The 13793-nt window shown below is 71.4% G+C and carries 12 protein-coding genes; 5 read left to right on the forward strand and 7 right to left on the reverse strand.

What is annotated here, in order from left to right; genetic code table 11:
• Window positions 1–33: 33 nt before the first annotated feature.
• Window positions 34–540, forward strand: coding sequence for an adenine phosphoribosyltransferase (locus B7K22_RS11570; RefSeq protein WP_159448859.1), 507 nt, complete (start codon window positions 34–36; stop codon window positions 538–540).
• 4 nt (window positions 541–544) lie between these two features.
• Here the strand turns inward: B7K22_RS11570 and B7K22_RS11575 are convergent, their stop codons facing one another.
• From B7K22_RS11575 to B7K22_RS11590, 4 genes are all read right to left on the reverse strand, one after another.
• A complete protein-coding gene (locus B7K22_RS11575) occupies window positions 545–1042 on the reverse strand; it encodes a hypothetical protein (protein WP_084040427.1) in 498 nt (165 codons plus the stop codon).
• On the reverse strand, window positions 1039–1539 hold the full coding sequence (locus B7K22_RS11580) for a DUF4233 domain-containing protein (protein WP_084040428.1): 501 nt from the start codon (window positions 1537–1539) through the stop codon (window positions 1039–1041). The genes B7K22_RS11575 and B7K22_RS11580 overlap by 4 nt, the downstream gene beginning before the upstream one ends.
• Window positions 1536–2942: a folylpolyglutamate synthase/dihydrofolate synthase family protein gene (locus B7K22_RS11585; protein ID WP_084040521.1), complete on the reverse strand. Its 1407-nt coding sequence runs from the start codon at window positions 2940–2942 to the stop codon at window positions 1536–1538. The genes B7K22_RS11580 and B7K22_RS11585 overlap by 4 nt, the downstream gene beginning before the upstream one ends.
• Before the next feature lie 113 nt (window positions 2943–3055).
• Window positions 3056–4480 (reverse strand): folylpolyglutamate synthase/dihydrofolate synthase family protein, encoded by a 1425-nt coding sequence (locus B7K22_RS11590; RefSeq protein WP_084040429.1) that lies wholly within the window; start codon window positions 4478–4480, stop codon window positions 3056–3058.
• 288 nt (window positions 4481–4768) lie between these two features.
• On the opposite strand from B7K22_RS11590, the gene B7K22_RS11595 reads away from it, so the two are divergent.
• Complete coding sequence (locus tag B7K22_RS11595) at window positions 4769–5314, forward strand: DUF2510 domain-containing protein (protein ID WP_159448860.1); 546 nt, start codon at window positions 4769–4771, stop codon at window positions 5312–5314.
• 17 nt (window positions 5315–5331) lie between these two features.
• Here B7K22_RS11595 and ileS read toward each other — a convergent pair whose 3' ends face one another.
• Window positions 5332–8568 (reverse strand): isoleucine--tRNA ligase, encoded by a 3237-nt coding sequence (gene ileS / locus B7K22_RS11600; protein ID WP_084040431.1) that lies wholly within the window; start codon window positions 8566–8568, stop codon window positions 5332–5334.
• A gap of 252 nt (window positions 8569–8820) precedes the next feature.
• Between ileS and B7K22_RS11605 the strand changes: the two genes are divergently transcribed.
• The gene (locus B7K22_RS11605; RefSeq protein ID WP_159448861.1) at window positions 8821–10461 is read left to right on the forward strand and encodes a DUF885 family protein; all 1641 of its coding nucleotides are present in this window, start codon (window positions 8821–8823) and stop codon (window positions 10459–10461) included.
• Between the two features lie 19 nt (window positions 10462–10480).
• On the opposite strand, the gene B7K22_RS11610 is transcribed toward B7K22_RS11605, so the two are convergent.
• Window positions 10481–11362 (reverse strand): hypothetical protein, encoded by an 882-nt coding sequence (locus B7K22_RS11610; protein ID WP_084040433.1) that lies wholly within the window; start codon window positions 11360–11362, stop codon window positions 10481–10483.
• Window positions 11359–11943: a sigma factor-like helix-turn-helix DNA-binding protein gene (locus B7K22_RS11615; RefSeq protein WP_084040434.1), complete on the reverse strand. Its 585-nt coding sequence runs from the start codon at window positions 11941–11943 to the stop codon at window positions 11359–11361. The genes B7K22_RS11610 and B7K22_RS11615 overlap by 4 nt, the downstream gene beginning before the upstream one ends.
• Window positions 11944–12095: 152 nt before the next feature.
• Between B7K22_RS11615 and B7K22_RS11620 the strand changes: the two genes are divergently transcribed.
• Together B7K22_RS11620 and B7K22_RS11625 are read left to right on the forward strand one after the other, a co-directional pair.
• Entirely contained in the window at window positions 12096–12482 is a 387-nt protein-coding gene (locus B7K22_RS11620) for a VOC family protein (RefSeq protein WP_084040435.1), read from the forward strand.
• Between the two features lie 40 nt (window positions 12483–12522).
• Entirely contained in the window at window positions 12523–13767 is a 1245-nt protein-coding gene (locus B7K22_RS11625; RefSeq protein ID WP_084040436.1) for a sorbosone dehydrogenase family protein, read from the forward strand.
• The last annotated feature ends 26 nt before the right edge of the window (window positions 13768–13793 follow it).

Raw genomic sequence — 13793 nt, forward strand, 5'->3', positions numbered from 1 at the left:
GCCGGATGACGAGCCGATGGGAGAATGGTCGCCGTGATCACGCTCGCCGACTTCGACACCTACCCGGACTTTCCCGTGCCCGGGATCCTCTTCTACGACATCAGCCCCATCCTCGCCGACCCTGCGAGGTTCGCCACGGCGTGCGCCGCGCTCATGCCGGCGCGCCCCGTCGACCTGGTGGTGGGCGTGGACGCGCGCGGCTTCATCTTCGCGCCCGTGGTCGCTCAGCGTCTCGACGTGGGCATGTCGATGGTGCGCAAGAAGGGCAAGATGCCAGGCGAGCTGCTCGAGTCCTCGGCCGCGATCGAGTACGGCGCCTCCGACCTGGTGCTCTCCCCCGCCGGCATCGAGCGCAAGCGGATCCTCGTGATCGACGACGTGCTCGCGACCGGCGGCACCGCGCGCGCGGTCGCGGAGATGCTCGAGCGCGCCGGGGCGTCCGACGTGCAGTTCGCGTTCCTGCTCGAGCTCGAGGGCCTGCGCGGTCGCGACGCGCTCGCCGGGCACGACGTCCACTCTGTGGTGAGGGTCCCGGCCTGACTGGTCAGTCGGGGATGACCGCGGGCACGGGACGCTTGTAGCCGGGCGCGAACCGCGCGCACAGCAGCACGAGCGGGACGAGCACGAACGCCGCCGCGATCACCTGGAACCCCACGTAGCCCATGTTGGGCGCGGCGGGCATCGCGTCCAGGCTGCGGAGGTAGCCCGCGTGCGTCGCCATCGACGTGACGAGCGCGCCGCCCCCGATCACGAGGACGGCGAGGAGGAACCACACCGGCAGGTGGCGCGTCTCGGGGTGCGTTCGCGCATAACGAGCCCACATCGTGAAGCCGTAGAAGACGCAGAGGTTGACGATCGCGAGGCCGACGAACAGCGTCAGGTAGATGCGCAGAGGCGGTCGCGCGCCGGCGCCGTCGGTGAACATCACCAGGCTCGCGCGCTCGAGCGCATAGAACAGCATGGTCAGGCCCACGATGCCGACGATGACCAGGGCGGCAGCGCGGCGCGCGAGGCTCTTGGGGGTGAGGCTCGAGGGCTTCACGCGGACGGCTCCGCGGCGTCTCCGCCGGCCGCGCTCGCGGCGGCCTCGTCGCGCTCCTTGCGCTCCCGATCGATCCTGCCCCCGAGCCTCAGCGCCATGAGCCACAGGATCAGGAACACTCCGCCGATCACGGCGATCATCGGCTCGATGAACCCGCCCAGCAGGAGCGGCAGCTGCAGGATCCATCCGAGCCAGCGGCCCCAGCGCCGCTTCTGCTGGCCCGACGCATAGCCCAGCGCGACCATGGTGGCCAGCCCCAGCGCCACCATCAGGCCTGGCGAGGCGTCGATCATCCCGTTGTACGCGAACGACCACGCGACGAGGGTGGCGAACAGGGCGCAGAACGCCTGCAGCAGCAGCACGGCCTGCGTGAAGACCAGCGTCGCGGGACGCTGCGGCTTGATCGGAGGCTGAGTCTCCTCGTCAGCCGATGCGGTGGCCGGGCTCGCCTCCTGGCGGTCGGCTGAGGACGGCGAGGGCTGCGTGGGTTCGGTCATCGAGCCTGGCCCGCCCCCTTGCGCTTGTCGGCGTTCATGAGGATGCGAGCCTCCGCCACGACCGTGACGGACCCGACCACGAGGACTCCTGCACCCATGTCATGGTCGCGCTCGGCGGCCTGCACCGCGCGGTCGATCGCGTCGGGCAGATCGCTCCCGACGCTCACGCGGTCCTCGCCGAAGATGTCCCGCGCGATGCCCGCGAGCTCGTCCGCTGGCACCGCCCTGGGCGAGGCGGACGCGGTGACCACGACGTGGTCGAGCACGGGCTCGAGGCCCGCCAGGATGCCCTCGGCGTCCTTGTCGGCGAGCACGCCCACCACGCCCACGAGGGCCTGGAACGCGAACGACTCCTCGAGCGCGCCCACCAGGGCGTCGATGCCGGCGGGATTGTGGGCGACGTCGACGAGCACCATGGGCGACGTCCGCACGACCTCGAGCCTGCCGGGAGAGGTGACCGCTCCGAAGCCGGCCTCGACCACCTCCGCCGACAGCGCGTTCGCCTCACCGCCATCGGCCATAAGGGCCTCGACGGCCGCGAGCGCGAGCAGCGCATTGCGCGCCTGATAGTCGCCGTACAGCGGCACGAAGATCTCCGCATAGGTCGCCGCAGGCGTGCGCAGCGTGACGAGCTGCCCCCCCACGCCTGGCTGGCGGTCGACCACCTCGAGGGCGTCGCCCTCCCACAGCGCCGTCGCTCCACGCGCGGCGACCGCCTCGAGCAGGACGGGAGTGACGGCGTCGGACTGCTCGGCGATGACGGCGACGCTGCCGTCCTTGATGATCCCGGCCTTCTCGCGGGCGATGCCGGCGAGGTCGTCGCCGAGCCACTGCTGGTGGTCCAGGGACACCGAGGTGACGACGGACACGTCGCCGTCCGCGACGTTGGTCGCGTCCCACACCCCTCCCATGCCGACCTCGATGACCGCCACGTCGACGGGCGCATCGGCGAACGCGGCATACGCGAGCACCACGAGCACCTCGAAGAAGCTGAGCCGCGGCCCGCGGTTCTCGGCGGATCGGGCGTCCACGAGGTGAACGATGGGGGCCACGTCCTGCCACAGCCTGATGAACGCGTCCTGGGCGATGGGCTCGCCGTCGATCTGGATGCGCTCGCGCACGGTGCTGAGGTGTGGCGAGGTGAACAGACCCGTCCGCAGTCCGTGCTCGCGCACGAGCGACTCGACCATCCGCGCCGTCGACGTCTTGCCGTTGGTGCCGGTGAGGTGGACCACCTTGAACGCGTCCTGGGGTCGGCCGAGGAGCTCGGTGACCTCGCGCACGCGGTCGAGCGTGGGCTCGAAGTCGTGCTCGGGGTTGCGGCTGAGGATGTGGCTGTAGATCTCGCGCTCGGCCTCGTCAGGGGTGAGACCGCCGAGCGTGAGGTCGCTGGCATCAGGCATGAGACCAGTCTCCCACGCAGGCGCGGGCGCGCGCCTCACCCGCGCGAACGAGCGCGCGACCAGGGGTGTCCCCCGCATCGGAGGGGGCGCGCACCTCGGCCGCGGGTCCGAGCTCAGGCGGGGACGGACTCCGCCGAGGACTCGCCCGTGTCGGCGAGCCGGCGCGGCGCCTCGTGCGCCACCTCGGCCTCGTGGACCCGCTGCACCAGACGCCTCGCCTCGGCGACCAGGGTGATGGACCCCGCGACCAGCACCCCGCACTCACCATCGCGCGCGGTCGCCATCGCGGTCGCAAGATCGAGTGCCTCGGCCACGGAGGCCGCGACGCTGACGTGCTCCGGTCCCCAGACGGCGATCGCCGCTGCCGCGAGCTCGTCGACCGGGGTGGCACGCGGCGAGCTGGTCTGCGTCACCACCACGTGATCGACGACGGGCTGCAGGCCGGCGAGGATACCGTCGCCATCCTTGTCGGACAGCACCGCGACCACGCCGACGACCGACTCGAATCCGAACGTCTCGCCCAGCGAGCCCGCGAGCGCGGTGACGCCGTGGGGGTTGTGCGCCGCGTCGACCACGATGGTCGGCTCGGCCGCGATCACCTCGAGGCGGCCGGGCGAGGTGGCGCCGGCGAAGCCTCTCGCGACCGCCTCGCTGTCGAGCTCCATGCCGCGCAGCTCGAGGGCGGCCTCGGTCGCCGCCAGCGCCACGAGCGCGTTCTGCGCCTGGAAGTCGCCGTGCAGCGGCACCAGGATGTCCTCGTGGGTGCCCGACAGGGTGCGCAGCGCGACCACCTGGCCGGCGGGGTCGGCGTCACGGCTGAGGACGTCGTGGTGGAGCCCCTCCCACCTCAGCTGCGCGCCCTGCAGCGCGGCGGCATCGCGGATGATCTCCTCGGCGATGAGCGGCTGCGTCGCTGACACCACCAGCGCTCCCCGCTTGATGATGCCCGACTTCTCCGTCGCGACGCCGGTGATGCCGCCCACGAAGTAGTCCGAGTGGTCCTCTGCCATGGGCGTCAGCACGGCGACCTCGCCGTGGACCACGTTGGTCGCGTCGCGCGCGCCACCGATCCCGACCTCGACGACCGCGACGTCGACGCCCGCCTCCTCGTAGGCGCACATCCCGAGGACGGTGAGGACCTCGAAGAAGCTCATGCACGGCCCGCCGGCCGCCACCGAGCGCTCGTCGACGGCGTTGATCGCGGGCAGGATGCGCTCCCACAGGCGCGCGAGCGCGTCGAGCGGCAGCGGCTGCCCGTCGATCTGGATGCGCTCCCTGAACGTCGTCAGGTGCGGCGATGTGAACAGCCCGGTCCTGAGTCCGTGGGCGCGCAGGAGCGACTCGATCATGCGGCTCGTCGACGTCTTGCCGTTGGTGCCCGTGACGTGGACGGCGCGCAGCGAGTGCTGGGGATCACCCACCAGCTCGAGGGCATCGGCGACCCGTCGCATCTTGGCGTCGTGGTCGCCCTCCGCGGTGCGGGCGAAGATCAGCGCGTCGATCTGACGCTCGGCCTCAGCGGGGGGGAGCAGGGCCATGGAGGGGAGGTTCACCTGGATATTGTGCGGCCTCGCGAGCGATGCTGCTGACCATCGCGGGCAGGATTTTCTGCGGCCGCATTATGTTGGCAACTACCAGGGGTGATGCACATGTCGCGAGCCGCGCCCACCCGAGACGCCGCGCGCTTCGGGGCTCGACGCCGCCACCCGCCGCGCCGGTGACGTTTCGCACAGCATGGTCGCGCTCGGACCACGGGCGGCGCTACGTTCTGTGCCGATGCGCCGGTGGCCGCCGAGGCGCATCCGCACGACCGACAGGGAGCAGCAGTGACGCAAGCGCCGGCGGGGTGGTACACAGACCCCCAGACCCCCACTCACCAACGGTACTGGGACGGACAGGCCTGGACCACGCACGTGCAGGCGGTGGGCCCGCACCCGCCCGTCGTCGCCACCGCAGAGCGGCGCCGCCTGTCCGGCGGAGCCATCGTGGCGATCGTGATCGGCGCAGCCATCGTGGTGGTGCTCGGCATCTCGATCCTCGCCGCGATCGCGATCCCCGTGTTCCTCAATCAACGGGAACGGGCCGCGGACGTCGACGTGGAGTCCGACCTGCGAACCGTGGCCAACGAGATCCTCTACTACTCGGTCGACTATCAGGCCCTTCCTGACGTGACCTCGGATGGCACCTCGTACATTCTCAGCGGCCCCGCGGTCGAGTTCAGCCGCGTGCCCATCACCGAGGGCGTCACGCTCACGCAGTACGTGACGGAGACGGACGACTTCTGCCTGGCGATGTCCTCGCAGGGCGGGTCGGCGCAGGTCGTCCACTACCGGTACTCGGTCGGCACCGTCGCGGAGGGCTCCTGCGGCTGACGCCTCGGGATCGCGCCTCAGTCCTCCGCCTGGATCCGCTCCACCGCCACGTCGAGCTCCGTGCCCGCGATGACCTCGACCTGCGCGTCCCCGGTGGCCGGGTCGACCGCGAGGGTCTCGCGCGAGATGAGCGAGCGCCACGCCTCGACGTCGCCCACGCGGTCGACGGGCACGCGCAGCGTGAGCCGGATGCGGTCGGACACCTTCAGGCCTGCGGCCTTGCGCGCGTCCTGCACCGTGCGGACGACGTCGCGGGCGTAGCCCTCCGCCTCGAGGTCCGCCGTGATCCCCGTGTCGAGCAGCACGAAGCCGCCGGACGGCAGCACGGCCGCCGCCTCCTGCGCGTCCTTGCCACCGCTGCCGATCACCGTGGTCAGCTCGAACTCGCCCTTGACCAGCGCGATGCCGCCCGACACGACGTCGCCGCCGGCCAGCCTTGACCAGTCGCCCGACTTGGCGCCCTTGATGGCCGCCTGCACGTCCTTGCCGATGCGCGGTCCGGCCGCGCGGGCATTGACGCTGAGCCGCTGCTCGACGGGGTGCGCCGCCGTGAACGCGTCGACAGACTGCAGCTCCACGGACTTGACGTTGAGCTCCGCCGCGATCAGGGCCGTGTAGGGCTCGAGGGCGCGGACGTCGCGTACGGCGACGGTGAGCGAGGCGAGGGGCTGGCGCACCCGGATCTGCTCCTTCTTGCGCAGCGCGTGGGCCGTCGACACCACCTCGCGCACCTGATCCATCACGTCGCCCAGCGACGGGTCGCGCCACGCGTCCGGAGCCGCCGGATAGTCGGTGAGGTGCACCGAGCGCCCGCCCGTGAGCCCGCGCCAGATCTCCTCTGACACGAGCGGCAGCATCGGCGCGGCGAGGCGCGTCACGGTCTCGAGCACGGTGTGGAGCGTGTCGAACGCCGCGGGGTCCTCCTCCCAGAACCGGTCGCGCTGGGTGCGCACGTACCAGTTGGTGAGCAGGTCCATGAATGCCTGCAGCGAGTCGGAGGCTCCGGGAACGTCGTACACGTCGAGCTGCGCGGTGACCTCGTCGACCAGCTCCGCCGTCTTGGCCAGGACGTACCTGTCCATCACGGGCAGCCCGGCCACCGCATCGGCCCTCACCGGGGAGGCGACGTAGCCGTCGCCTCCGGCGCACGCCCCCGCGTACAGCGTGAAGAAGTAGTACGAGCTCCACAGCGGCAGCATCACCTCGCGCACGCCCTCGCGGATGCCCTCCTCGGTCACGACGAGGTTGCCGCCACGCAGGATGGGGCTGCGCATGAGGAACCAGCGCATCGCGTCGGAGCCGTCGCGATGGAACACCTCGTTCACGTCCGGGTAGTTGCGCAGCGACTTGGACATCTTGCGGCCGTCGGAGCCCAGCACGATGCCGTGCGACACGCACGTCGAGAACGCGGGCCTGTCGAACAGCGCCGTGGCGAGCACGTGCATGACGTAGAACCAGCCGCGGGTCTGGCCGATGTACTCGACGATGAAGTCCGCGGGGTTGTGTCCGTCGAACCAGTCGTGGTTCTCGAACGGGTAGTGCACCTGCGCGAACGGCATGGAGCCCGAGTCGAACCACACGTCGAAGACGTCGGGGATGCGGCGCATGGTCGACTGCCCGCTCGGGTCGTCGGGGTTGGGGCGCGTGAGGTCGTCGATGTACGGCCGATGCAGGTCGGGCTCGCCGTCCTCGTTCAGCGGCAGGCGGCCGAAGTCCCGCTCGATCTCCTCGAGGGATCCGTAGACGTCGACGCGGGGGTGGTCCGCGGAGTCGGACACCCACACGGGGATGGGGGTGCCGAAGTAGCGGTTGCGCGAGATGGACCAGTCGCGCGCGCCCTCGAGCCACTTGCCGAACTGGCCGTGCTTGATGTGCTCCGGCACCCAGGTGATGTCCTCGTTCAGCTCGACCATGCGGTCGCGGAACTCGCTCACGCGGATGAACCATGACCCGACGGCGCGATAGATCAGCGGATTGCGGCAGCGCCAGCAGTGAGGATACGAGTGGTCGTAGGTCTCGTGGCGCAGCACGAGGGAGGCGTCCTTGAGGTCGCGGATGATCGCCGCATTCGCGTCGAACACCTGCTGACCCGCGTATTCGGGCACCTCGGAGGTGAACCGGCCCTTCGAGTCGACAGGGATGACGGTCTCGATCCCGGCCTCGGCGCAGACGGCCGCGTCGTCTTCGCCGAAGGCGGGCGCGAGGTGCACGAGCCCCGTGCCGTCCTCGGTGGACACGAAGTCCGCGACGAGCACCTGGTGCGCGTTCGTGCCGCCAGCGAAGTAGTCGAAGGGCGGCGAGTAGCGCAGTCCGGCGAGGTCGGCGCCCGTCACCCGCGCGAGCACGGTCGGCTCCGCGCCCAGCTCGCGCGCGTACGCGGCCAGGCGCGACGCCGCGAGCACCACGCGCCGTCCCGCGAACTCGCCCTCGACGGGCGACGCGACCACGTACTCGATGTCCGGCCCCACCGCGATCGCGAGGTTGGACGGCAGGGTCCAGGGCGTCGTGGTCCAGATGAGGGCCGACGCGCCTTCGAGCGCCGCCGCCGTGTCGCCTGTCAGCGACGCGGCCACGCTCGCGGGGTCGAGCGGCAGCAGCACCGTCAGCGCGGGGTCCTGCCGCATCTGGTAGACGTCGTCGTCCATGCGCAGCTCGTGGTTGCTCAGCGGGGTCTCGTCGCGCCAGCAGTACGGCAGCACGCGGTGGCCCTCGTACGCCAGCCCCTTGTCGTACAGCGACTTGAACGCCCAGATGACGGACTCCATGAAGGTGACGTCGAGCGTCTTGTAGTCGTTCTCGAAGTCCACCCACCGGGCCTGCCGGGTGACGTACTCCTCCCACTCCTGGGTGTACCGCAGCACCGAGTCGCGGCACGCCTTGTTGAAGGCCGCGATGCCCATCTCCTCGATCTGCGACTTGTCGGTGATGCCGAGGATGCGCTCGGCCTCGAGCTCGGCTGGCAGCCCGTGGGTGTCCCAGCCGAACCTGCGCTCGACCCTCTTGCCCCGCATGGTCTCGAAGCGCGGCACGACGTCCTTGGCGTAGCCGGTCAGCAGGTGCCCGTAGTGCGGGAGACCGTTGGCGAAGGGAGGTCCGTCGTAGAACACGTACTCGTCCGCGTGAGCACGATTGTCGATCGACGCCCGGAACGTGCCGTCGGCCTTCCAGTACGCGAGCACCTCCTCCTCGATCGAGGGGAAGGCGGGCGAGGCGGGCACCTCGGCGTGCGGCCGATGCTGGGGGTACGGGCTCATGATTCCTTCGGTGGTCCTGGCGTCAACTCCTGGCGAGGACGCCCCGGTCACCCGATGCGCGGTACCACCTCGCTTGCACCGTCACGGTGCCGCTCTTGCTCGCTGTGACGGGCTGCCCGTGCGGTTCTACTGAGCAAGGACGATGCACCCTGCCGTTCTTCCGCAAGCTCGCCGGTGATGGCCGGGTCGACGCTTGTGGACAGCAGTCTACGGGAGTCGCACCTCCCGCGGGACATGCCTAGAGTCGGGTGCATGGATGATCTCACCGCCCTCGCCGACGACTTCTACGCCTTCGTGCTCGCGTCGAGCCCCATGTCGCTCATGTGGGCAGGCAAGCTCGAGCACCTTGCGCAGTGGGACGACGTCTCCGCTGCCGGCCGCGACGCGCTGGTCGAGCGCGCCCAGGAGTTCGCGGACCGCGCCGCCGCGATCGACACCGCGGGCGGCCCGCAGGCGACGGCGCTGCGCGACACCGTGGCCGCCACCGCAGCCTCCGTCGTCGCCGCGGAGCCGTGGAAGGTCGAGCTGCAGTACCTCAACCCCAAGATGGGCGCCTTCGAGCTGATGCTCTCGTTCATCTCCAACTACCCGCTCGCCACCGCCCAGCACGGCAGGGACTACCTGGAGAAGCTGCGCGGCATGCCGGACGCGTTCGTGGAGATCGCCCGGGTCGCCGCCGCGGCCGCGGATGAGGGCGTCGTGGCACCGGCGAGCCACATCGCGGCGACGGCCGACGCGGTCGCGCGCTACCTCGCGACGCCCGAGGGCGAGGAGGACCGCCTCGCGGCACAGGCACCGCCGACCGACCTGTCCGAGCAGGATCAGGCGGCGTGGGACGACGAGCGCGCGCGCCTCATCGCCGAGGTCGTGCGCCCGGGACTGGCCGCCTTCGAGACCGAGCTGAGGGCGCTCGCCGAGCGGGGCATGCCCGACGACAAGCCGGGCCTGGTGCACCTGCCAGGGGGCGCCGAGGCGTACCGCCAGAAGATCTACTCGCATCTGCTGCTCGAGCGCACGGGCGAGGAGATCCATCAGACGGGGCTCGACGAGATCGCGAAGCTCGAGGACGAGTACCGGCAGATCGCCGGTCCCCTCCTGGGCACCGACGACATCTCCGAGATCTACGAGAGGCTGCGCGGCGACGAGGAGATGAAGTATCGCGACGCCGCGACGCTCATCGCGGACGCGGAGGTCGCGCTCGCGAAGGCCCAGGCCGCGGCGCCCGAGTGGTTCGCGACCGTCCCGCGCACTCCGTGCCTCGCGGAGGCGACTGACTTCGGGCCCATGGCGTACTACTCCGCGCCTGATCCGGAGACAGGCAAGGTCGGGAAGTTCTACTTCAACACCTCGCACCCCGAGGCGTGGTCCACCTACGAGCTCGAGGCGATCGTCTACCACGAGGGGATCCCCGGCCATCACCTCCATCTCGCGCTCAACGCGGAGAACGCGGCGATCCACAAGGTCCAGCGCGAGTTCCACTCGACGTCCTATGCGGAGGGCTGGGGCCTGTACACCGAGCGGCTGTCGGACGAGATGGGCCTGTACAGCTCGGACCTCACCCGGGTGGGCATGCTGAGCGCGGACTCGCTGCGCGCGTGCCGCCTGGTGGTCGACACCGGCATGCACGCGCTGGGATGGTCGCGCGAGCAGGCGATCCAGTACATGCTCGACCACTCCCCCATGGACCGCGGGCACATCGAGCAGGAGGTCGACCGCTACATCGGCATGCCTGGCCAGGCCCTGTCCTACATGATCGGCAGGCTCGAGATCCTCGACATGCGCCGGGAGGCCGAGCGGCAGCCCGGCTTCGACATCCGCGACTTCCACGACCGGTTCCTGCGGTACGGGTCCGTGCCGCTGTCCACGGCGCGACAGCAGGTGCTCGCGGACTGACGCCGGCGCGGCCCGCCGCTCACTCGTCGGGGTCGGCGATCCGGTCGAGCACCTGGGCCTGGAACTGCTCGAGCACGGCGCTCGCCAGCACGTCCGGCCCGTCACCGGCCGCCCGATCGGAGGCGGGGCCGGCGGCGACCGCGACGGCCGCCTCGCCGGCTCCGAACAGGTACAGGTCGAGCCGGTCGCCGTCCTCGAGGGTGATCAGGGCACGCACCGCATGCGCCGTGGCGCCGGGCACGTCGACGGCAGCGGACTCGACCGAGTCGACCGCGCCAAGACCCGAGGGGGCGTCTCCCGCGGCCGCGTCACCCAGCCCAGCGAAGCCGGGCTCGCACCGCGCGGCGAGGGCCGCGAAGTCGTCCACGAACCCCTGCGCGTCGCCGTTCACGAACCAGCGGGCGGTGATGCGCGCCATGCCGCCGCCCTCGAGCGCGCTGACCGATCCGGTCCGGACGACGATGTCAGCGGTCGAGGCCCACACGTCCTCCTGGCGCACCGCGACCCCGTACTCGTCGAGGGCGGCGCATCCCACCGGCTGGATCTGCGCGATGGAGTCGCGGTAGGCGGCATCCGCGGGGATAACGGTGCCGTCGAGCTCGACCGTCAATCCTGGAGAGGCGGGCGCGAACCCGACGATGGTCTCGATGGTCGACTCCGGCTCGACGTCGGGAGCGCCCCACTCGCCCCACCACCCCGACGCCGCGCCCAGCACCCCGATCGACAGCGCCGCGCCGATCGCCAAAACCGCGATCACCAGCGCTGCCGCGGCCCACGCGCGGGAGCGGCGACGCGACCGAACCCGGCGCGCGAGCGCCGCCGACTCGTCGGGGCCGGCCGAGGACGCCCGACCCTCCGCCTCGACCAGCCCGTGGAGCCGCGCGCGCAGGTCATCGCTCATCGCGTCCTCCTCCTTCTCGAGGGCGTGATCTCGATGGCGGACTCGCGCCCCGCCTGGGTCTCGCGCTGCTCATCCCATCCGACATCGATCCGTCCGACATCAACCCCGAGCGCCGCTCGAAGCCGCTCGACGGCGTCGCGCAGGCAGCGCTCGACGGTGCCGAGGCCGAGGCCGAGCTCGTCCGCCACGCTCGCGACCGGGAGGTCGTCGTAGAAGCGCAGCAGCACGCACGCGCGCTGACGCGGCGACAGTCCCGCGACGGCGCGGCGCAGGTCGTCGTGCTCGTCGATGGCGATGCCGGCCGGCGCGACGTCCGGCGCGGCCACCCGCTGGCGCGCGGCGCGCGCGCCGACCCCGTGCCGCCGTGCGTGAAGGATCCGGTGGCGGATCTCGTGCTTGACGTGGACCTCGGCGTGGGCGACGTCCGCGACCCCGCGAACCCTGGAGAACGTCCGCACCACGGCCCCGTCGACCAGCTCCTCGGCGGCCGCGCGATCCCCCGACAGGACGGACGCATAGCCCACCAGCGCGCCGCGGCGCTCGCGGACCAGCGCGTCCAGCACCGCCACCCAGGACCTCATCGCGCCCTCTCCGGCGGACGCACGACGCGCGCCGCCCGTGCCTCCATCACACCACTGACGAACGAAACCGTGGTGGCGAGAGCGCTCGACCTGCGCATCGGCGCCATCGGGGCGACACTGGAAGGAGCCACTCCCCCAAGACGGAGGCACTCATGCTCGCATCCAGCCCGGCCTTCGGCTCCTGGTCGACCGACTCGGTCGCCAAGGCCGCCGCGTTCTACGGAGACGTGCTGGGGATCGACACCAGAGTCGACGAGGCGATGGGCCCCATGCTCACGCTGTCCTTCCCCAACGGCGCACGATTCCTCGTCTACGAGAAGGACGACCACCAGCCCGCGACCCACACCGTCCTGATGCTCCCGGTCGAGGACGTGACGGCCACGGCGCGCTCGCTCGCCGAGGCCGGCGTGACCCTCGAGCAGCTCGAGTGGACGGACGACGACGGCGTGGCACGCGACCCCGACGGCCAGATGCCGGAGACCGCGTGGTTCAAGGATCCCGCCGGCAACTGGATCTCCATCCTCTCCTCCAACATGTGAGCGCGGGAACACGGCGCGGACGGCGTGGGTTGCACCGTCCATGACGCCGGGCTTGACGACGCAGCGCCGCCTGGCCGCGGCCGCGGTCGGGATCGCGCTCAACGTGGCGGGCTGCGGCGCCGATGCGCCCGCTGGGCCCTCGTCGCTGTCACCCACGACGACGCTCGGCGCCGATGCCGAGCCACAGGTCTCGGCGGGCTCGGGCGCACCTGCTGACACGGCCGCGCCGCCCGACGTGACGGGTAACGTCACGGGCGTCGCGGTGAGCGAGACCACCGACGTGGCGACCGGCCTCGCGGCGCCGTGGGACGCCGTGTTCGCCGCCGACGGCTCCATCCTCGTGACCGAGCGTGACGCGGGCAGGATCGTCAGGGTGGTCGACGGCGAGGCGACGCCGCTGGGCGGCCCGGGCGCTCGCGCCCTTGCCTCCGCGGTAGACGCCACCGGCGAGGCCGGGCTGCTGGGGATCGCGCTGCATCCCGACGACCCGTCGCTGCTCTACGTCTATCTCACGCGCGGGGACGGCAACGCCGTGGTGAGCATGGGCCTCGACGGCGACTCGCTCACGGAACCGGTCGACGTGATCGCCGGCATCCCCAAGGCGCGCAACCACGACGGCGGGCGCATCGCCTTCGGCCCGGACGGCTTCCTCTACGTCGCCACGGGGGACGCGGCGCAGCCGCAGCTCGCGCAGGACCGGGACTCGCTGGCCGGCAAGATCCTCCGGGTGGTCGCCGATGGCGGGTCCGCGGACGGCGATGCCGCACCGGACAACCCTTTCGGAACCCGCGTGTGGTCGTGGGGGCACCGCAACGTCCAGGGTCTGGCGTGGCTGCCCGACGGGACGATGGTCGCGTCCGAGTTCGGCCAGTCGGACGCGGACGAGCTCAACGTCATCGTGCCAGGGGCCAACTACGGGTGGCCTACGGTCGAGGGGCTGATCGGCGCGCCCGACGGCACGGCTCTGGGCGAGACAGTCGACGGCCTCACCTATCCGGTGGCCGAATGGCGCCCGACGTCAGCCGCCTCGCCCAGCGGCATCGCCGCGACCGAGGCCGGGGTGTTCGTTGCGGCGCTGCGCGGCGAGGCGCTCTTCTGGGTGCCCATGGACGCCGGCGAGGCTGGCGAGCCGGTGGTGATCCTGGACGACATCGGGCGCGTGCGCGCCGCCGTCACCGACAGCGAGGGGACGCTCTACGCGCTCACCAACAACACCGACGGCAGGGGCAGCCCTGACGCCGGCGACGATCGGCTCGTGCGGATCGACCTCGACGTGCAGCGCTAGACGCCTCACGGCCTCGCGCCGCGCGT

Source organism: Demequina sp. NBRC 110053, from assembly GCF_002090095.1.
Lineage (GTDB): Bacteria > Actinomycetota > Actinomycetes > Actinomycetales > Demequinaceae > Demequina.

What these genes read in the sequence shown, in the direction of transcription:
- B7K22_RS11580 (WP_084040428.1), bottom strand. Translation starts at nt 1,539, where the DNA reads ATGACCGAACCCACGCAGCCCTCGCCGTCCTCAGCCGACCGCCAGGAG.
- B7K22_RS11585 (WP_084040521.1), bottom strand. Translation starts at nt 2,942, where the DNA reads ATGCCTGATGCCAGCGACCTCACGCTCGGCGGTCTCACCCCTGACGAG.
- B7K22_RS11590 (WP_084040429.1), bottom strand. Translation starts at nt 4,480, where the DNA reads ATGGCCCTGCTCCCCCCCGCTGAGGCCGAGCGTCAGATCGACGCGCTG.
- ileS (WP_084040431.1), bottom strand. Translation starts at nt 8,568, where the DNA reads ATGAGCCCGTACCCCCAGCATCGGCCGCACGCCGAGGTGCCCGCCTCG.
- B7K22_RS11605 (WP_159448861.1), top strand. Translation starts at nt 8,821, where the DNA reads ATGGATGATCTCACCGCCCTCGCCGACGACTTCTACGCCTTCGTGCTC.
- B7K22_RS11610 (WP_084040433.1), bottom strand. Translation starts at nt 11,362, where the DNA reads ATGAGCGATGACCTGCGCGCGCGGCTCCACGGGCTGGTCGAGGCGGAG.
- B7K22_RS11615 (WP_084040434.1), bottom strand. Translation starts at nt 11,943, where the DNA reads ATGAGGTCCTGGGTGGCGGTGCTGGACGCGCTGGTCCGCGAGCGCCGC.
- B7K22_RS11620 (WP_084040435.1), top strand. Translation starts at nt 12,096, where the DNA reads ATGCTCGCATCCAGCCCGGCCTTCGGCTCCTGGTCGACCGACTCGGTC.
- B7K22_RS11625 (WP_084040436.1), top strand. Translation starts at nt 12,523, where the DNA reads ATGACGCCGGGCTTGACGACGCAGCGCCGCCTGGCCGCGGCCGCGGTC.